The 20,351-nt window shown below is 54.2% G+C and carries 15 protein-coding genes; 5 read left to right on the top strand and 10 right to left on the bottom strand.

Annotated features, from left to right (window positions below; translation table 11 throughout):
• The first annotated feature begins 197 nt into the window (after positions 1-197).
• Positions 198-1,043 (top strand): DUF4225 domain-containing protein, encoded by an 846-nt coding sequence (locus tag ACSVHP_RS14435; protein WP_447552249.1) that lies wholly within the window; start codon positions 198-200, stop codon positions 1,041-1,043.
• Here ACSVHP_RS14435 and ACSVHP_RS14440 read toward each other — a convergent pair.
• Positions 1,040-1,414 carry a hypothetical protein gene (locus ACSVHP_RS14440; protein ID WP_447552250.1) on the bottom strand — a complete coding sequence of 125 codons (375 nt, stop codon included), beginning with the start codon at positions 1,412-1,414 and terminating at the stop codon, positions 1,040-1,042. The two genes, ACSVHP_RS14435 and ACSVHP_RS14440, sit on opposite strands and share 4 nt — an antisense overlap.
• A gap of 339 nt (positions 1,415-1,753) precedes the next feature.
• Entirely contained in the window at positions 1,754-2,011 is a 258-nt protein-coding gene (locus tag ACSVHP_RS14445; RefSeq protein WP_447552251.1) for a DUF2534 family protein, read from the bottom strand.
• Positions 2,012-2,218: 207 nt separating this feature from the next.
• Between ACSVHP_RS14445 and eco the strand changes: the two genes are divergently transcribed.
• Complete coding sequence (gene eco / locus ACSVHP_RS14450) at positions 2,219-2,722, top strand: serine protease inhibitor ecotin (RefSeq protein WP_447552252.1); 504 nt, start codon at positions 2,219-2,221, stop codon at positions 2,720-2,722.
• Between the two features lie 86 nt (positions 2,723-2,808).
• Here eco and mqo read toward each other — a convergent pair whose 3' ends face one another.
• Positions 2,809-4,458, bottom strand: coding sequence for a malate dehydrogenase (quinone) (gene mqo / locus ACSVHP_RS14455; protein WP_447552253.1), 1,650 nt, complete (start codon positions 4,456-4,458; stop codon positions 2,809-2,811).
• Positions 4,459-4,645: 187 nt separating this feature from the next.
• On the opposite strand from mqo, the gene ACSVHP_RS14460 reads away from it, so the two are divergent.
• A complete protein-coding gene (locus ACSVHP_RS14460) occupies positions 4,646-5,941 on the top strand; it encodes a SulP family inorganic anion transporter (RefSeq protein WP_447552304.1) in 1,296 nt (431 codons plus the stop codon).
• Here the strand turns inward: ACSVHP_RS14460 and mgtE are convergent.
• From mgtE to ACSVHP_RS14490, 6 genes are all read right to left on the bottom strand, one after another.
• On the bottom strand, positions 5,904-7,340 hold the full coding sequence (gene mgtE / locus ACSVHP_RS14465) for a magnesium transporter (RefSeq protein WP_417314880.1): 1,437 nt from the start codon (positions 7,338-7,340) through the stop codon (positions 5,904-5,906). The genes ACSVHP_RS14460 and mgtE overlap by 38 nt on opposite strands.
• 192 nt (positions 7,341-7,532) lie before the next feature.
• Complete coding sequence (locus ACSVHP_RS14470; RefSeq protein WP_417314881.1) at positions 7,533-9,176, bottom strand: multidrug ABC transporter permease/ATP-binding protein; 1,644 nt, start codon at positions 9,174-9,176, stop codon at positions 7,533-7,535.
• Between the two features lie 76 nt (positions 9,177-9,252).
• A complete protein-coding gene (gene alkB / locus ACSVHP_RS14475) occupies positions 9,253-9,903 on the bottom strand; it encodes a DNA oxidative demethylase AlkB (RefSeq protein WP_447552254.1) in 651 nt (216 codons plus the stop codon).
• A complete protein-coding gene (gene ada, locus ACSVHP_RS14480; RefSeq protein WP_447552255.1) occupies positions 9,903-10,961 on the bottom strand; it encodes a bifunctional DNA-binding transcriptional regulator/O6-methylguanine-DNA methyltransferase Ada in 1,059 nt (352 codons plus the stop codon). The genes alkB and ada overlap by 1 nt, the downstream gene beginning before the upstream one ends.
• Positions 10,962-11,033: 72 nt before the next feature.
• Positions 11,034-12,089 carry an FAD:protein FMN transferase ApbE gene (gene apbE, locus ACSVHP_RS14485; RefSeq protein WP_447552256.1) on the bottom strand — a complete coding sequence of 352 codons (1,056 nt, stop codon included), beginning with the start codon at positions 12,087-12,089 and terminating at the stop codon, positions 11,034-11,036.
• A 117-nt stretch (positions 12,090-12,206) separates the two neighbouring features.
• Positions 12,207-13,337 carry a porin OmpC gene (locus ACSVHP_RS14490; RefSeq protein WP_447552257.1) on the bottom strand — a complete coding sequence of 377 codons (1,131 nt, stop codon included), beginning with the start codon at positions 13,335-13,337 and terminating at the stop codon, positions 12,207-12,209.
• A 729-nt stretch (positions 13,338-14,066) separates the two neighbouring features.
• Between ACSVHP_RS14490 and rcsD the strand changes: the two genes are divergently transcribed.
• Positions 14,067-16,739 (top strand): phosphotransferase RcsD, encoded by a 2,673-nt coding sequence (gene rcsD, locus ACSVHP_RS14495; RefSeq protein WP_447552258.1) that lies wholly within the window; start codon positions 14,067-14,069, stop codon positions 16,737-16,739.
• A 16-nt stretch (positions 16,740-16,755) separates the two neighbouring features.
• Complete coding sequence (rcsB, locus tag ACSVHP_RS14500) at positions 16,756-17,406, top strand: response regulator transcription factor RcsB (RefSeq protein WP_003859405.1); 651 nt, start codon at positions 16,756-16,758, stop codon at positions 17,404-17,406.
• A gap of 89 nt (positions 17,407-17,495) precedes the next feature.
• On the opposite strand, the gene rcsC is transcribed toward rcsB, so the two are convergent.
• Entirely contained in the window at positions 17,496-20,342 is a 2,847-nt protein-coding gene (rcsC, locus tag ACSVHP_RS14505; RefSeq protein ID WP_447552259.1) for a two-component system sensor histidine kinase RcsC, read from the bottom strand.
• Positions 20,343-20,351: the final 9 nt, after the last annotated feature.

Raw genomic sequence — 20,351 nt, forward strand, 5'->3', positions numbered from 1 at the left:
ACGCCACCTGCATTACCTCGGGCGACAAAATCCAGCTGATCTGCGGGGCCAGCTCCATCACGGTCGAAAGCAGCGGGAAAATAAAGATCGCGGGTACGGAGTTGGATTTTAGTGCCAGCGGACCGGCCAACATCAAAGGCAAAAACGTTTATATCAACTAAGTAACTTAAATTAATAATTCATCATGGATGATACCTATGGCTTACAACTCTGCTCTGACAAATCTTCGCTATGATCTGAACAACTACATTGTAGAATTACGTCGAATATCAAATCTTGCAGCGACTTTCTTGATGAAAAGCGATATTACCAAAATGCAGTATTTGAATGATATAGAGAATGATATTTTTGATTATGAAACAAGATTTAATAATGAGCGCAATCCTTATATCCAAAGAGAAATCGTTTTTGAACTTAAAAGAGAAGTCGAATTAGCCAATAAAGAATATAAAATATTAAGAACGAATGATCATGTAACTTATTACGTCACCGATATATTTGAAGATCAGGGCGTTATAAAATACAGCAAGATTGCAGGGGGTGTTGTTGCTGGCACTTTAGAGTTATTTGCTGCACATTACTTTTATAAAATAAGCAGCACATTAAATATTAGACGTTTTCGAGGAGTGGCGATTGTTTTTGTAGCCTATGGAGCAAACAATATTTATGAAGCGATGACACCTGTAATATTTGAACACTCCTCACCAGGGGCTGTAAGAATATTTTATCGAGAAATTGCAGAGGTTTTTGGGTTCGATAAAGATCAAGGAGACTATGCTTACAGCTTTGGTGAATTATCTTTATCAATATATGCAGGAATTCGTAAGCCAATTGTAACACAACACTCAAAAAGACTCGCCGACAAACTTATCGGTGAGACTCCTGGGACAGGCAGACTTTTCAGAAACATACATTCCGATTACATCCCATCTTGGGATAATAAAAGCACCATAATGAGATTATGGTTCTTGGGTTACACAGGCTATAAAGCAAAACTGCTCTTTTGGGATGAAAAGTATAAATTTGAGAATAAATATAATTAGAACATAATTCTAATAGCTAACTTTATTAATTTTAGCTGATTGATAAAAGTTAGCTTGTAGCTTTTTGCTGTTGCAAAAACTTCCCAAAATGCAAACAAAGCAAACGATGCCGCCATAAATAAATTACCATGAGCATTAAAGAAAAAAGACAGGATCAGAAAAAATAATGCTACTGACAAAAACAACTTTAGAGGGGAAAAAGACTCTTTTGCTTGTTTATATATCACATCCTGTAGAGCGAAATCTTTTGTCAGTTTTGGATGGAATGTTCTTTTAACATCATTATAATCTTCTCTAAAACTAAAAAGTTCTTTTTTTGTGAATCCATTTGTTTTAATTTTGTTTCTGATCTTCATTTTTGATGGTTTCACCTGAATACCTCTAATTATATAGATCCTGTGGGCAGGAAAGATACATTAACAGAAATCAGATATCAATATTGTGACTGGGAATTTTTTGGGTTAAATAATTATTCACAAAAGAAATAAGTTAAAGAGTTACAGTTTAAAAATGAATAGGTTTTATAAGATGGAGCTATAATTAATTCAATGACAGCTTATATAAAATAAAATCTTCTCATCTACTGTATACATAATTGAGAAAAAGAGTTTCTGTACGATTCGCGTATGTTCCTAAGAATTGTCGTTTCTTTGACGGTTCTGAATCAGGGAATGCCAGCACATTCCCCATACTAAACATCTTCCCGCCGACTACTTCTCTCGCCCGCCAAGGAAGAAAATCCCCAACGGAATAGCCAGCAGTACGGTAAACACCAGGCTGTAAACGAAGATCATCGCGGATTGCAGCACGTACATGCTGGTGGTCCACTGTGAAAGCGGAATGTTGTACTGTTCGATAACGCCGACAATGGTTGCTCGCCCGACGCATGCGGCGGCAATCATAAACACAACGAACAGAGCTAGTAAAAACTTCCGCCCTTCAGGTGTTTTCAGTTTTGCGCGAACCATATCTCTTCCTTTACAGATAAATAACATTATTAAGCGCTAACACTAACACGATCTGCCCTGCGACTCCACACCAGCATTTTCAACCATAATTACTCCTAAAACGCAGTTCATTAAACTGATTGAAATGAAAATGTAAGTAAATCACTCCAATCATTCACGAGCGCTATGCTAATCTGCGCAGGAACGTTTTGACATAAAGGAATGACAGTGAAAAACGCACCTAAATTTGCAATTGCCCTGATTGCCGCAGCCTGCATGAGCGCCAGCGCTTTCGCCAGCGACACCCCAAAAGAGCAGCCTCTGGAAAAAGTGGCGCCTTATCCGCAAACGGAAAAAGGGATGAAGCGTCAGGTAATTCAGTTACCCGTTCAGCAGGATGAAGCGAATTTCAAAGTTGAGCTGTTAATTGGCCAGACGCTGGAAGTCGATTGCAACCAGCATCGCCTGGGCGGCCAGCTTGAAAGCAAAACGCTGGAAGGCTGGGGTTATGACTACTACGTCTTCGATAAAGTGACCTCTCCGGTCTCCACCATGATGGCGTGCCCGGACGGCAAGAAAGAGAAAAAGTTTGTGACCGCGTATCTGGGCGATAACAGCCTGTTACGCTACAACAGCAAGCTGCCGATTGTGGTGTATACGCCGGAAAACATCGACGTGAAGTATCGCGTGTGGAAGGCAGACGAGAACGTTGAACAAGCGGCAGTACGTTAAAAACAGCAGGACACTACAACCCTCTCCCACCGGAAGAGGGGGGAAACACGAAAAACGGTAACGTCTGTTACCGTTTTGCTTTTACCTTACAGCGCGATATCTGCGACCGGTTTGTTTTCCGGCTGCGGCTTCAGCTCTGCCTCAGGTGCTTTTTCAGCGGCCTGCGGTTTGTTGTATTGCAGTTGCAGAACGCGGCTGGTGTATTCCAGCTCCTGTTCGGTCGCCGCAACGTTGCCGTTCAGCTTCGTACCGTAAGATGGAATGATGGTTTTCAGCTTCGCCTGCCATTCCGGGCTGGCGACCTTATCTTTAAACACTTTTTCCATCAGGTGCAGCATGATAGGTGCCGCCGTGGATGCACCCGGAGAAGCCCCCAGCAGCGCAGCAATGGTGCCTTCTTTATCACTCACCACTTCCGTACCCAGGCGCAGTACCCCGCCCTCTTTCGGATCGCGTTTGATGATCTGCACGCGCTGTCCGGCCTGCCACAGACGCCAGTCTTCTTTCTTCGCCTGCGGATAGTACTCTTTCAGCGCTTCAAAACGATCGTCATCGGAGAGCATCACCTGGCTAATCAGGTATTTCACCAGATCGAAGTTATCCAGCCCAACGTCCATCATCGGCTTCACGTTTGACGTGGTGGTTGCGCTCAGCAGATCCCACAGGGAGCCGTTTTTCAGGAACTTGGTAGAGAAGGTTGCGAACGGCCCGAACAGCACCACGCGCTTACCGTCAAGCATACGGGTGTCGATGTGCGGAACCGACATTGGCGGTGCGCCAACGGAGGCCTGGCCGTACACTTTTGCCAGATGGCGATTCACCACTTCCGGGTTCTCGGAAACCAGGAACTGGCCGCCCACCGGGAAGCCCGCGTAGTCATCCGCTTCCGGAATGCCGGACTCCTGTAACAGCTTCAGCGCCGCGCCGCCCGCGCCGATGAACACGAACTTCGCTTTGATGACGTGCTCTGCGTCGTTGTTTTTCAGATCGGCAACGGTCACGCTCCAGCTGTTGTCCGCGTTGCGCTTAAAGCCGCGCACTTCGGTGCTCAGTTGCAGGTTGAAGTTCTCTTTCTTCTTCAGCGCGCCCACCAGCTGACGGGTGATTTCACCGTAGTTTACGTCGGTGCCGATTTCGGTGCGGGTCGCAGCCACCTTCTGGTTCGGGTCACGCCCTTCCATTACCAGCGGCGCCCACTCTTTGATCTGCGCATGATCTTCTGAATATTTCATGCCGCGGAACAGGGTGCTCTGCTGTAACGCAGCGTAACGCGCGCGCAGGAAGTTAACGTTTTGATCGCCCCACACAAAGCTCATGTGCGGCACGGTATTAATGAAGGAGTGCGGATCGTGCATCACGCCGCTGTTGACCTGGTGTGACCAGAACTGACGGGAGATCTGGAAGGCCTCGTTGATCTCTACCGCCTTCTCGATACTAATGGAACCGTCCTTTTTCTGCGGCGTATAGTTCAGTTCCATAAGTGCCGAATGCCCTGTTCCGGCATTGTTCCAGCCGTTTGAGCTTTCCTGCGCCACACCGTCCAGACGCTCGACCATGGTCATCGACCAGTCCGGCTGTAGCTCTTGCAGATAGGTTCCCAGCGTGGCGCTCATGATGCCGCCACCAATTAAAAGGACGTCCGTTTCCTGCTCTTTGGGTGCATCTGCCTGCGCCGCCGTTGAGACAGCGTTCAGCCCCACCACCAGAGAAAAGAGCATGGCAGTCATTTTTTTCATAATTAATGCCTTAGGTTATTTGTGCTTTATACGTGGAAAATGCAGGTGAAAAAAACTGCGGGGGAACGGTAGCAACTTTTAAATATTGTTTAAAGGTTACGAAATTATTGTAATTGTGAAATTTAATGATGGATTGTTTGTATGGGATTAGCGTCACGACTGGCAAAGCCAGGCAATAGTGGCTACTATGCTGCACTTTGTGATCGCGCGCACGGAAGCCTGCCCTAACCAGCGAACTGTTATGTCATTACCACACTCTTCTCTACCCCATGAAGGCCACGTCGCCACGGTCTTACGCTCGCCGAAACAGCTGATGCGCGAAACCCTGGCGGGCGTGATTACCGCGCTGGCGCTGATCCCCGAAGTGATCTCCTTTTCCGTGGTGGCGGGCGTTGACCCGAAAGTCAGCCTGATCGCCTCCGTGGTGCTGTGCCTGGTGCTGTCCGTGCTGGGCGGTCGTCCGGCGATGGTGACCGCAGCGGCGGGTTCGGTGGCTCTGGTGATTGGCCCGATGGTGCATCAGCACGGTGTACAGTACATTCTGCCCGCCGTGATTATGGCGGGTATTATTCAAATTCTCTTCGGCGTGCTCGGCATGGCCCGGCTGATGCGGTTTATCCCGCAGTCGGTGATGACCGGTTTTGTTAACGCCCTCGGCATACTGATTTTCTTCGCCCAGGTGCCCCACTTCTGGAGCAAAAGCCCGCTGATTGTCGGGCTGTTCGTGCTGACGCTGCTGATCGTCCTGGGGGTGCCGCGCGTGATTAAGAGCATTCCCTCGCCGCTGATTGCCATCGTGCTGCTTACCCTGTTCACCGTCACCAGCGGGCAGATCCTGCCGACCGTGGGCGATGAAGGCTCCATGAGCGGCGGCCTGCCCGGCTTTACGCAGCTGCTGGTGCCGCTTAACTGGCAGACGCTAAGCATTATCTGGCCGTGCGCGTTAAGTATTGCCTTCGTTGGCCTGCTGGAATCGCTGCTGACGGCGAAGCTGGTGGATGAGCTCACCGTCACCCCGTCAAGCAAGCGCCGGGAGAGCATCGGCCTGGGCGTGGGTAACATCATGGCCGGGTTCTATGGCGGGATCGCGGGCTGCGCGATGATCGGGCAAACCATCGTCAACGTTGAGATGGGCAAAGGCCGCAGCCGCATTTCGACTATAGCTGCGGGCCTGGTCCTGCTGGTGCTGGTCACCGCGCTCAGCGAGGTGATGGCAAAAATCCCGATGGCGGTACTGGCCGGGATCATGGCGATTGTGGCCGTGAAAACCTTTAGCTGGCACAGCATTCAGCCTGCTACGCTGAAAACGGCTCCCATCGCAGAAACGGTGGTGATGCTGGTGACCGTGGCAGCAACGGTGTATACGGGCAACCTGGCGATTGGCGTGCTCGGCGGCATTATCGTGATGGTGCTCGTGCCCGCGCGTCTGAAGCGCAGGCATGAACTTACATCAGAAAAATCGTCGCCAGCCCAAGAAAAATAAAGAAGCCGCCGGTATCGGTGATGGCGGTGATCATGACGCTCGACCCCACCGCGGGGTCGCGCCCCAGCTTGGTCATGGTCAGCGGGATAATCACTCCCATCATCGAGGCCACGAGCAGATTCAGCACCATTGCCAGCATCATGACGCCGCCCAGGGCCATATCGTCATAAAGCCACCAGGTAATGCCGCCCATAATCCCGCCCCACACCAGACCGTTAATCAGCGCCACCCCCATCTCTCTTAGAATGAGAAACGTGAAGTTGCCCGGCTGAATATTCTCCAGCGCCAGCGCGCGCACGATCATGGTGATGGTCTGGTTACCGGTGTTGCCGCCGATCCCCGCCACTATGGGCATCAGGGAGGCCAGCGCCACCAGCTGGGAAATGGTGTGTTCAAAGCCGTCGATTACGCGGGAGGCGATAAACGCGGTGCAGAGGTTAATGGCGAGCCACGCCCAGCGGGTTTTCACCGCCTTGCCGACCGAGGCATGAACGTCATCTTCGGCGCTGATCCCGCCTAACGCACGCAGGTCGTTGTCGGTCTCTTCGTAAACCACGTCAACGATCTCATCGATGGTCAGACGCCCCATCAGCTTACCGACAGAATCCACCACCGCCGCGCTGACGAGGTCGTCACGTTCGAAGGTACGCGCCGCTTTTTCCGCGTCATCTTCCGGCGAGAAGACCATCGGCTCGGTTTCCATCACCTCGCTCACCTTTTTTTGGGTGCTGTTGAGCAGGATGGTTTTCAGCTCAAGCTCGCCGAGCAGGGTTTTGTCTCTGGAAGTGACGAACAGTTTATCGGTGTTGTCCGGCATACTGCCCAGACGGCGAAGATAGCGCTGCACGGTGCCGAGCGTCACGTCCGGGCGCACCATGATCACGCCAAATTCCATAATCGCGCCGACGCTATTTTTGTCGTAGTGCATCACCTGACGCACGCGGGCGCGCTCCTCGGCCGGCATCGAGGCCAGCAGGCGTCCGGTCAGGTTTCGCGGCAGGTGCTGAACAAGGTAAATCTGCTCGTCGATATCCAGCGTTTGCACGGCGTCCAGAATGTCCCGGTCGCTCATCTCGTCGATCAGATCGTCCCAGACGTTTTCCGATGCCTCCAGCAGAACCTGCCCGCGCTCGTGGTCTTGTACCAGCCGCCACAGGGCATGGCGTTCTTCCGAGGGGAGCGCTTCGAGGGTATCCGCGAGATCCGGCGGGGGAAGATGGGCAACCAGCGCACCTACCTCAGCAATATCGTCGGCTAACGTGCCGACATCATATTGCTCAGCCAGGGTCAGCTTGCCCAGAAGCGTCGAGGTGACCGCTTTATCGGTCGTGAGGAGCCAGATGAGCCGCGCACGCTCCTGGTCACGCTGCCTTGCGCTGTTTTTCTTTAATACCGACATTAATCATAAATCCGTGGAATTAGTTGGCTTTAAGCATAGCGCGGGGATATGTAAATAAGAATAAACAACGGGGCGGGATGGATAAAAAAGCGGCATATTGTGCAATATCCTTGTGCCCGGCGGCGCTACGCTTGCACGGGCCTACAATTTTGTAGGCCGGGTAAGGCGAAGCCGCCACCCGGCACATTGGCATTACGCCGTGCGCGCCACCGCGTCACGGGACGCCGCATCGCGCTCGTCCCCGGTTAGCTCGCTCAGCCTGCCGTCGCGCATCTCCAGCAGACGGTCGGCATGAATGAAGTAGTGATCGTCATGGCTGATAGCAAAAATGGTCTTGCCCATCTCCTGCATCAGCGGCAGCAGCACCTGATAAAACTCGCGGCGGAAATGCGGATCCTGATCCGCCGCCCACTCGTCGAGCAGAATGATGTCGCGCTCTTCCGCCAGCGCCAGCAGCAGCGCCACGCGCTTTTTCTGCCCTTTCGAGAGCTTCAGGTTGAGGATCTTGCCATCCTTCAGCTCCAGCTTGTGCGACATCTGCAAATGCGCCAGCCACTTCTCCACCAGCGCCGGGTCGGCCTGTTTGCCCTCCGGCCCCAGCAGCTGGTCGAACAGCCAGACGTCCGTAAATACCGCCGAGAACAGCTTGCGATAGTCTTCCGGTTTTTCCGCGCTGAGCGCCTTACCGTCCAGCAGGATCTCGCCGGACTGCGGCTGATACAGGCCGGTCAGCAGCATCGCCAGCGTCGATTTTCCGCTGCCGTTGCCGCCAATCAGGAACAGCAGCTCGCCGCGATGGATCGTCAGGTTCACCGGCCCCACGGAGAACGCGTTGTCCTGATAGCGGAACGTCACGTTACGCAGCTCCAGCGTTTTCCAGTTCGGGAAGGCCTGCGGGCGCGGGAACGCCGCTTTAAACGGTGCGAGGTCGAATTTTTTGAGCTTGTTGAAGGCCACCTGGGCGCTCAGCAGGGTAGGCAGCGCGCCGACCGCGGAGAGCAGCGGCGTGCGCAGGAACAGCAGCGTCAGCGAGTAGGTTGCCGCCACGTTGGTGTCGGCCCAGCCGAGGCTGTTTGCCATCCAGAATACCAGGCCAATCGCGCCCAGCATCATAATGTTCGACCAGTTCACCGCGCTCAGGTGGAAGGTGTCGGCGCGGATAATATGGTGGCGATACTCGCGGGCGTCCGGAATGTAGAGGTTGTTAAAAATGTGCTCGGCGCGTTCGCGGTTCAGCGTCAGCTCTTTGCGCCCTTCCAGCACCGTCTGATAGTCGTTATAGAGCTTATCTTCGGTTTCGCGCAGCACCGCCATGTGCTTGTAAACGCGTGATACCAGCAGGAACCCGCCCCAGATGGTAATCACGATCCACAGCGCCGTTACCGCCAGCATTTTGGTGGAGAGCCAGGCGAGATAGGCCGCCGAGCCAAAGGTCAGAATAATGCCCTGCACCAGTTCCGGCAGGCGCACAAAGGCGATGGTAATTGCCCGGACGTCGCTGGTCAGCCCGGCCAGCAGCGAGGCGCTCCCCAGCTGTTCAACGCGCTCCACCTGGGTGTCGAGGATCCGCTTGATGAATTCGCTGCGCAGGCGATAAACGAAGTGGTGTCCAAGCATGGTTAGCGCCAGCTGCGAGCCAAGCGTGACCGCCATTAACAGCAGCAGCAGGCCGAGAAACTCCGGCAGCACCGATAGCGAGGTGTCGACCATCTCGATCAAACGCACGTTGATAAACGCGATCAGGCCAATGCCCAGCGCGGCGCTGGCAAGGCTTAACGCCATGACGGCAATAAAGGGCCAGCGGTACTGACGCCAGACGAGAAGAAGTAGCTGCATGAAAAGCAATCCAGGCAATAAAAATCAGCCAGCAGTTTAAACTGCCTTTCGCTCACATCAAGAATAATTCTTATTTTTATTCGCTATACGATGCATGGCGGAACGTCAGGTTATAGCGAAATTCCTGCGTCTGCGGATGAAACCCCGGTTTCAGGGGCTGGATGCCGTGGTAGTAGAGGCGTGATTCACCGCCCCACACCACCACGTCACCGTGCTCCAGGAGCAGGCGTTTAAGCGGATCGTTACGGCGTAATCCGCCAAACTGAAAGACGGCGGGCAGCCCTAACGAGATAGAGACAATGGGCGCACGCAGATCCGGCTCGTCCTTATCCTGATGCAGCGACAGCTTCGCGCCCACGGCGTAGCGGTTTATCAGGCAGGCGTCCGGGGTAAAATCAGGATACCCTGCCGCCACGGCAGCCTCGTGGCACAGAGTCTGAAACGCGTCGGGCATCGGCGGCCACGGGCTGTCGGTGATTGGGTCGCGTGTGGCATACAGATAGCCGCGCGCGTTGGTGGCCCAGCCCAGATTGCCGCAGTTGGTCATCGCCACCGACATGGTGTAGCCGCCCGGCGTGACCATATGGCGAAACGGGGAGCGTGCCGCCACGTCAGCGATGCCAGCCAGCAGCGCGTCGGCGCGGGCCAGCGCGAAGCGGCGCAAAATGGTCGCGCCCGGCCCCAGCGGCTCCTGCCAGGGTTCAGCCTCAGCAAACAGATCGAGCATTACACCTCCTCGGTTTTCGTTTCACGTTTGAGCAACAGCGATTTACGTCCTGTCCCCCAGCGGTAGCCGGACAGCCCGCCGTCGTGGCGCACCACGCGGTGACACGGGATCACGATAGCAAGCTTATTGGCCGCGCAGGCGCCCGCCACGGCGCGCACGGCATTCGGTTTACCGATGGCGTTCGCCACCTGCTGGTAGCTCGCGGTTTCACCGCGGGGGATGGCCCGCAGCGCCTGCCAGACCTGCTGCTGGAAAGCCGTACCGCGAATATCCAGCGGCAGAGCCAGCGGTACATCGTTGTCTTCAATGGCGTTGATCACCTGGCGCACGCGCAGGGAAAACCCCCCGTCCACCGGTTCCGGACGCGCCTGCGGAAACATAGAGAGCAGCTCATCGGCAAGCGCCCGATCGTCATCGCCCAGCAGGATCGCGCAGATCCCCCGCTCGCTCTCTGCCACCAGACAGCGGCCTAACGAGCACTCCCCGATAGCGTAGTGAACCGGGGCGTCACCGTTGCGGTACTGTTTTGCGGTCATGCCCAGCGCCCGATCGGCTTTGCGGTAGAAGGTGCTGCTGTCCGGGAAACCGGCGGCCAGCACCGCATCGGTGATTTTATCTCCCTGAACCAGGGCATTGCGCAGACGACGCTCCCGCGCGGCCTGCTGCCAGGCTTTAGGCGTCATGCCGGTGACCGATTTAAACAGCCGATGAAAATGAAACGGGCTCATTGCCACCTGCTGCGCCAGCGCGTCGAGGGTTATCGGCGCTTCCTGCTCGAGCAGACGACAGGCTTTTTCGACCTTCTCACGCTTTTGCGCCTGCGGATCGGGCTTATCCGGCATGCAGCGCTTGCAGGGGCGAAAGCCGTCCTGCGCGGCGTGCTCAGCATCGGGATAGAAACGGACGTTTTTACGCAGCGCATGGCGCGCGCGGCAGGAGGGACGGCAAAAGATACCGGTCGTCTGCACGGCAAAGACAAACTGATTATCGGCGTGCGGATCGCGGGCAAGCACGGCCTGCCAGCGATCGTCATCGGTAGTGAAGGTTGGGTTTTTCATCATCGGCTCCTCTTACAAGCATACTTATACCTTGCCCGAGCGCCACTCAACAAAAACCCGCAACCTTGCTTTTTAATGTTGTTCGCTCACCAGGAAGCTCTGAAACTGCGGCGAGCTCCAGGTTTTAAACCCGTCGCCCTCTTTGGTGATCATGTAAACGGCAAGGCCCTCCTGACGCACCACTTCTTTGGCCTTTTCCGTGCCAAGCACCATCAGCCCGGTGTCCCAGGCATCGGCCTCCAGCGCGGTCGGGGCGATCACCGTCACGGAGACCAGGTTGTGTTCGATCGGACGGCCCGTCTGCGGATCGATCACGTGGGAGATGCGTTTACCGTCGAGTTCGTAATAGTTGCGGTAGCTACCGGAGGTGCTAATCCCGTGACCGTTGATATCCACCACCGCCTGCACCGCGTTTTGACGGTCGGTTGGCTTCTGGATCGCCACCCGCCACGGCTTGCCGCTGGCGTTCATGCCCCGGCTGACCAGCGCGCCGCCGACGGAAACCAGATAGCGCGGAATGCCCTCCTGAGCCATCAGCGCCGCCAGGTGATCGGCCGCATAGCCCTCACCCACCGTCGAGAGATCGACAAACAGATCCGGAATGTCCTTTTGCAGATACTGCTGACCGTACTGGTTGATGACCGTCAGGTGCTGTAATCCGGTACGCGCGCGGGCATCGTCAATCGCGGTTTGGTCGGGGGTTTGCACCGGCTCTTTGTTAGGGCCAAATCCCCACAAATTCACCAGCGGCCCGACGGTAACGTCCATCGCACCGTTGGTTTTATAGCCCACGCGAATGGATTCGGTCACGATATCAGCCATCGCCTCGCTGACCGGCCATAGCGAGGTGCTTTTGGACAGGTTAAAGCGCATCAGCGCGGAGTCATTTTTATAGGTTGAGAGCAGCTGATCGTCTGCATCCAGCTGTGACTGGATTTTGCCGCGAAGTTCATCGGCGCGGGCGCTGTCGATATTCATCACGCTAACGCGCCAGAAGGTGCCCATGGTTTTGCCTTCCAGAACCGTTGCCGCAGGCGCGTCAGGTTTCGCCACGGGGGTGGAAGAGTCACATGCTGTCAGGAAAAAAAGGCTAGCCAGAAAGCTGGCGCGTAAAAAAGTCATATCCATTTCATTATTATCCTCATGCCAGGGCGGCAAGAGTACACCAAAAAGACGGGTTTGTAAGATCCCAAAAAGTGACAAAAAAGGGGGCCGCATGGCCCCCTTAGCAATACTGACTGGCGATTAGAACTGGTAAACCAGACCCAGCGCTACGATGTCATCAGTACCGATACCTGCGTTTTTGGTGAAGGTGTTGTCATCCAGCAGGTTGATTTTGTAGTCCACGTAGGTAGACATGTTTTTGTTGAAGTAGTAAGTCGCGCCCACATCAACATATTTCAGCAGATCCTGGTCGCCGTAGCCTTCGATGTCCTTACCTTTAGACTGGAGGTAAGCCACGGAAGGACGCAGGCCGAAATCGAACTGGTACTGAGCAACCACTTCGAAGTTCTGCGCTTTGTTCGCGAATCCGTAAACGGCATCATCGTCGTCAGACTTGGAATCACCGAAACGGGTTGCGTTATAGGTCTGGGAGTACTGCGCTGCCAGATAGATGTTGTTCGCATCATATTTCAGGCCGCCAGAGTAGACTTCTGCGTTATCGCCGTTACCTTTCAGACCCGGGTTAGTAATCTGGCTTGCGTTCTGGTCAGCAGTACGCTTGGAAGAAGACATCGCACCACCGATGCTGAAGCCTTCACCCAGGTTATAGGTCAGAGATGCGCCGTAGCCGTCACCGTTCTGTTTCAGCGTGCTACGACCGGTGTCGTTTTCGCCGCTTACGCTGCCGTTTTTACCCTGGTATTGCAGAGCAAAGTTCAGGCCGTCAACCAGACCGAAGAAGTCCTGGTTACGGTAGGTCGCAACGCCGTTAGCGCGGGATTGCAGGAAGTTGTCAGAACCGTAGGTGTCACCGCCAAATTCTGGCAGTACGTCAGTCCATGAAGTTACGTCGTAGATCACGCCGTAGTTACGACCGTAGTCGAAAGAACCTGCGTCAGCGAATTTCAGACCCGCGAAGGCCACACGCGTCCATGACTGGTTGCTGCTGCTTTCGGTGTCGTTCGCCTGAACGTTGTATTCCCACTGGCCGTAGCCGGAAATCTGATCGTTAACCTGAGTTTCGCCTTTGAAGCCAAGACGAACGTAGGTCTGGTCGCCGTCAGCGCCGTCGTCATCGGAGAAATAGTGCAGACCGTCTACTTTGCCGTACAGATCTAATTTGTTGCCGTCTTTGTTATAAATTTCAGCCGCATTTGCTGCGCCCGCTACCAGCAGTGCTGGTACCAGGAGGGACAGTACTTTAACTTTCATGTTATTAACCCTCTGTTATATGCCTTTATATGCTTATTATTACCACTGCTTACCGGTTAACCCTCTTAACCAGTCGGCAATTTCATTCTCCTTAAAAATGCAGAATAATCCAATGCGAATATGATACGAAAACTTTGAAGATGTTTCATTTTGTAAATAAAGAGGAACTTTTACAAAGCACGTAAAGCTTAAAAATAGAGCACGGATAATCAAAAAATAATATAAAACAAACAAAATCAATAAGTTGAGCGAATAAACCTTACAGCACTGAATGACAAAACAAATTTCAGCGATCTCACTAAAATAATCCTCGCTATCATCATTAACTTTATTTATTACCGTCATTCAGCTTTGAATGTCTGTTTATCCCTTATTGAACCGGATGCAACGCATTCGGTTTTTTTTTACCTTTCTTTACGTAATTATGCTTTTTTTGTGCTACTGCCTGGAAATCATAACGACTATTAATTAAATTCCTCTGCAATCATCTTTCCGCCTTCAAAATTACTGCAAATCATAATTTCTTGTTAATTCGTGCTATTCCTCGGGTACAACTGGCCTTTAATTGTACAATCAGCGTCAGGATGTACATCTTTAACGCAACGGTACAAATCGATATCGCGGCGGGAAAAAGTGACTCATTCACAGGCTCGGCGCTGGAAATTCGGTTATTACCCTTTATACTGCCCTATCGTCCTTATAGTGCGGCCACAATGGGTTAACATATCAATGAGTCAGTCAGAAACTTCCGCTCCGAGTAAATTTTCCCTTCTGCCCGGGAGCATCACCCGTTTCTTTCTTTTATTGATAGTCGTGCTGCTGGTCACGATGGGCGTGATGGTGCAAAGCGCGGTCAACGCCTGGCTCAAGGATAAAAGCTACCAGATTGTCGATATCACCCATGCGGTGCATAAGCGCATTGATACCTGGCGCTATGCGACCTGGCAAATCTACGACAATATCGCCGCCGCGCCGTCGACCTCCTCGGGCGAAGGATTACAAGAAACGCGCCTGAAGCAGGACGTTTACTACCTGGAAAAGCCGCAGCGTAAAACCGAAGCGCTCATTTTCGGCTCGCACGACAGCGCCACGCTTGAAATGACCCAGCGGATCTCATCGTATCTGGATACCCTCTGGGGCGCCGAAACCGTGCCCTGGTCGATGTACTATCTGAACGGTCAGGACAACAGCATGATCCTGATCTCCACTCTGCCGCTGAAAGATCTCTCCTCCGGTTTTAAAGAGACCACCGTGGGCAGCATCGTGGATTCCCGTCGTGCCGAAATGTTGCAGCAGGCCAACGCGCTGGATGAGCGCGAAAGTTTCTCCGCCCTGCGTCGCCTGGCCTGGCAAAACGGCCACTACTTCACTCTGCGTACCACCTTTAATCAGCCAGGACATCTGGCAACTGTGGTGGCCTTCGATCTGCCTATCAACGACCTTATCCCGCCCGATATGGCGCTGGACAGCTTCCGCCTGGATCCGGACAACAGCACGCAAAACATGCGTAACCCGTCCGATAAAGAGGGCGCCGAAAGCGTGGCGATCTCCTTCAACGGGGCGAAGATTGAAATTGCCTCCGCACTGAACTCCACCGGGATGCGCCTGGTGTGGCAGGTGCCTTTTGGTACGCTGCTGCTCGACACGCTGCAAAACATCCTGCTGCCGCTTTTGCTTAACATTGGTCTGCTGGCGCTGGCGCTGTTCGGCTACAGCACCTTCCGCTTCCAGCCTGGGCGCCCGAGTGAAACGTCATCCGTGTCCGCCGGCACCAGCAACGAGCTGCGCGTCCTGCGCGCCTTAAATGAAGAGATTATTTCCGTTCTGCCGCTGGGCGTGCTGGTTCACGACCAGGAGGCGAACCGCACGGTGATGAGCAACAAGATTGCCGATCACCTGCTGCCGCACCTGAACCTGCAAAACATCACCAGCATGGCGGATCAGCACCAGGGGGTGATTCAGGCGACCATCAACAACGAGCTGTACGAAATCCGACAGTTCCGCAGCCAGGTGGCCTCCCGCACGCAAATCTTTGTTATTCGCGATCAGGATCGCGAGGTGCTGGTAAACAAAAAGCTCAAACAGGCTCAGCGGCTGTATGAGAAAAACCAGCAGGGCCGCGCCGCCTTTATGCAGAACATCGGCGAGGCGTTTAAGCAGCCGTTGAAATCCCTGGCAAGCCAGGCCGCGGCCATCAGCACGCCGGAAAGCCATCAGCTGGCCAGCAGGGCCGATACGCTGGTGCGTCTGGTAGATGAAATTCAGCTGGCGAATATGCTGGAAAATGACACCTGGAAAGGCGGCTCTACCCTCTTCTCCACTCAGGATTTGATCGACGAAGTGGTGCCTGAAGTGCTGCCGGTGATCAAACGCAAAGGGCTTCAGCTGCTGATCAACAACCGCTTACCCGCTAACGACGAACGCCACGGCGACCGTGAAGCGCTGCGCCGCATCCTGCTGATGCTGATCCAGTATTCCGTCACCACCACGCAGATTGGCAAAGTGACACTTGAAGTCAGCACCGATGAATCCGGGGACGATCGCCTGACGTTCCGCATTCTGGATACCGGTGAAGGGGTCACAACCAGCGAAATCGATAATCTGCACTTCCCGTTCCTGAACGACACGCAGGGCGATCATTACGGTAAAGCCAACGCCCTCACCTTCTGGCTCTGCGATCAGCTGGCGCGCAAGCTCGGCGGCCACCTGAATATCAAAGCGCGCGACTCCCTCGGCACCCGCTATTCTCTGCACGTGAAAATGGCGGCTAATCCGCAGGAAGAAGATGAAGAGCGCCTGCTGGACGACGTGACGGTGATGGTGGATGTGACCTCAAACGAGATCCGTAATATCGTGGTGCGACAGTTAGAAAACTGGGGCGCGTCCTGCATCACCCCGGATGAAAGGCTGACGAGTCAAGAATTTGATCTCTTTTTAACTGATAATCCGTCTAATCTTACTGCCTCGGGCTTGCTTTTAAGCGATGATGAGCCAGGCGTGCGAAAAATCGGCCCAGGCCAGGTGCGCGTCAACTTTAATATGAGCAACGCGATGCAGGAAGCTGTATTACAACTTATAGAAGAACAGCTGGCACAAGAAGAGATCCTGGAGTCCCCTCTGGGCGGTGACGAAAATGCCGAACTCCATGCCAGCGGCTACTATTCACTCTTTGTTGATACAGTACCAGATGATGTTAAGCGGTTGTATACTGAGTCCGCTGCGAAGGATTTCGCAGCGCTGGCGCAGACAGCACACCGGCTTAAAGGGGTGTTTGCCATGCTTAATCTGGTTCCCGGCAAGCAGTTATGTGGAACGCTGGAACATCTAATTCGTGAGAAAGATGCCTCTGGCATTGAAAAATACATCAGCGACATTGACGCTTACGTCAAGAGCTTGCTGTAGCAAGGTAGCCTTATACATGAACAATATGAACGTAATTATTGCCGATGACCATCCGATTGTACTGTTCGGTATTCGCAAATCACTTGAACAGATCGAGTGGGTGAATGTAGTCGGTGAATTTGAAGATTCCACAGCACTGATCAATAACCTTCCTAAACTTGATGCGCACGTGCTCATTACCGATCTCTCCATGCCGGGAGATAAATACGGTGATGGGATCACCCTCATCAAATACATTAAACGTCACTTCCCGGATATTTCGATTATCGTTCTGACCATGAACAACAACCCGGCCATTCTAAGCGCCGTGCTGGATCTGGATATCGAAGGGATCGTCCTGAAACAGGGCGCACCAACCGACCTGCCAAAAGCGCTGGCGGCCCTGCAAAAAGGCAAGAAGTTCACGCCAGAAAGCGTTTCCCGTCTGCTGGAGAAAATCAGCGCGGGCGGTTACGGCGACAAGCGTCTGTCTCCGAAAGAGAGTGAAGTGCTGCGTCTGTTTGCAGAAGGTTTCCTGGTAACGGAAATTGCCAAGAAGCTGAACCGCAGTATTAAAACCATCAGTAGCCAGAAGAAGTCAGCAATGATGAAACTGGGCGTGGATAACGATATCGCGCTGCTGAACTACCTCTCTTCCGTTACGCTGAGCGCGACGGACAAGGACTGATCTCAGACGGGTGTGCGGCCTGATGCCCTCACCCCGGCCCTCTCCCACAGGGAGAGGGTGATAACATAAAAGGCCCTTACGGGCCTTTTTTATACTCTCGTTTTCCTGACCCGCTCGGCATAGACCGACAGCGTCTGCTTCAGCACGTCCAGCGTCACCGGCTTCGACAGACAGCTGTCCATTCCCGACTCCAGACAGCGCTGCTTCTCTTCTGCCAGCGCGTTCGCCGTCACGCCCACCACCGGCAGCGTCAGCCCCAGCTGGCGAATACGCTGCGTCAGACGATAGCCGTCCATGTTTGGCATGTTCACGTCGCTCAGCACGATATCGATATGGTTTTTACTTAATACGTTCAGCGCGTCCACGCCGTCGTTGGCGGTTTTACACTGATAGCCCAGCGAACCGAGCTGGTCGGCCAGCAGCCGGCGGTTAATCGGATGGTCATCAACCACCAGAATCATCATATCGTCGTTCATCGACGCCAGTGAATCCGCCGAAGGCAGCGCCGAAGTGCCGCCGTTCTCTTCCAGCTCCACGCGATAAATCCGCGCCAGCAGCGCCATAATCTCATGCGGGGTGGCAACGCTGTGTACCCATTGCCCCGGAGCACGCTCCAGCGGGATCCCGATATGACGACGGCAGAAGGTCACCACGCCCCTTCCCGCCCACGGCTGCTCAAGTTCGCCGTCGGTGATCAGCACATCTTCCACGTCAGGCGTCTGCCCCTCGTAGCGCGACACGCGTATCCCACCGTTGCCGAGCAGAGACATGAGGAAATCATTCAGCGAGGCGTTATGCACCGCCAGCCAGCAGCGTTTATCGCTCAGCCCGTCGAGGGTGGACTTCGCCGGATACTGGGCCGAATAGAGCGGAATACGAATGGTGAACTGGCTTCCCATGCCGGGCTCGGTATCAACGGAAATATCCCCGTCCATCATGCTGATCAGCTTTTCACAGATCGCCAGACCCAGTCCGGTGCCCTGGAAGTTACGCTGGACGCCGGTACCCACCTGGAAGAACGGGTCAAACAGGCGCACCACCTCTTTCGCCGGGATCCCCACGCCCGTATCACGCACGCGAATGCTGAGGTAGTCCCCTGCCCGACAAACGTGCAGGACGATACAGCCGATATCGGTAAATTTGATGGCGTTACTCAGCAGGTTAGAAATGACCTGCTGCAAGCGCATCGGATCCCCGTGCAGCGTCAGCGGCACGTCAGGCTCAATGAAGCAGTACAGGCCCAGCTGTTTACGTACCACCAGCGGCAGATAGTTGGCGCTGATGTGGTTCATCACCTCACGCGGCGAGAACTCGCGCGGCTCGATTTTCAGCTGCTCGGACTCAATTTTGGAGAAATCGAGAATGTCGCTGATGATTTTCAGCAGCAGGCTCGACGAGTTATTCATGGCGGTAACCAGACGCTCAACGCCGTTCGGCAGCTCTTTAGTTTGCAGCAGGTCAAGGTTACCGATGATCCCGTACAGCGGCGTGCGCAGCTCGTGGCTGACGGTGGCAAGGAACATGGATTTCGACTGGCTGGCCTGCTCCGCCGCCTGCGCCATTTCCTGCAACGACTCTTCCATCTTCACGCGCGCGGAAACATCCACCAGCACGCAAATCGCCACGTTTTCGTTACGATAGCGGGAATGAACGAAGCTGATTTGCAGATTGGTATGGGTGCTGGTCAACACGTCAACGAAGTTAACCTGCTGACCGCAGATAATTTGCGTCAGCCGCTGCCGGTCTTCGTGCGTCAGCATGTTCAGATAGTTATGCGCCAGCTCGTTACTCAGAATATTGGTGCCGTCCTGGGTGCGCAAAATGCAGATCCCGACGGGCGCGGAGGCCACAATCTTGCGGTTAAACTGCTCGTGCTCTTCCAGGCGCTGGGCATCCACTTCCGCAGGAATAAAGATCCTTCGCTCGTACATGCGTGCCAGGGTAAACAGCGCAATGCCGACCAGCACGTTGAGAATAATGGCGTTCAGGATCAGGATGCGGATCCGCTCCAGCACGACGTCCACCGGCACCGAATAGACGATGCTCAGCGAGGACGGCGGTAGGCTTTTCTTCAGCACCAGCTCGCGGAAGCCGGAGGTATAGCCAAACCATGAGCGCTCCTGCATCCAGCGCGGATCTACTTTCAGGCGGTTTTCCGGCCCGGTGAGCGAAATCAGCGTATGCCCGTTTTCATCGAGAACGGTCACCCCCATCGGCAGGCTGCCCGGGGTGAAGAAGTTTTCCATGCGGATGGTTTGTTCGATGCCCAGCAGCGCTTGCAGGCGATTGCCCAGATAGACCGGCGTCAGGGCATAGAAATAACCCACGCCCATGCGCGGCCCCTGGCTTATCCAGAAGATATTGTTGCCGCGCTCGTCCTGCGGCGCGTTGCGGTACTTCACGATACGTTCGTGCAGGCTTTTCAGGGCATCGTCGCGCTCAACCGGGATATCCCGCAGGCCGAAGTCAGCCATGCACAGATTTTCACTGCCAATCAGGAACACGCGGTTGAGATCGTAGGCGGCAGAGAAATTATCGCGCCAGTAGCGCATAAACCAGGCGAGTGACTCCAGCGATCCGCGCCAGGTACTGCCCATTGCCGAACAGTCGGAATCGGGGAACAGCGGCTCGAAATCCGGCACTTCCGCCCTGTCGTTCCGACCGCGCGTGGCAAGCACCCCGTTTTCCGCCGTCAGACGGTTTTCCGCGATGTACTTCAGCTCTTTCATCACATCCGAGGTGCGCTGAATGTAGCGCTGGGCCTGATCGGAGCTGAGGTTAAACTCCTGGCGGATCTCAGACTCTTTCTGATGGAGCGCGTTGACGATGTAAAACACCGAAAACAGCGCCACCAGCAGCCAAAGCAGTAGCGCCAGCGCCCGAAAAAGATAGCGAGAAACTTTTAGCGTGGTACGAAAAGAAACGAGGTATTTCAAAGGGGCGAG

This window comes from Enterobacter sp. 186315 (assembly GCF_053290175.1).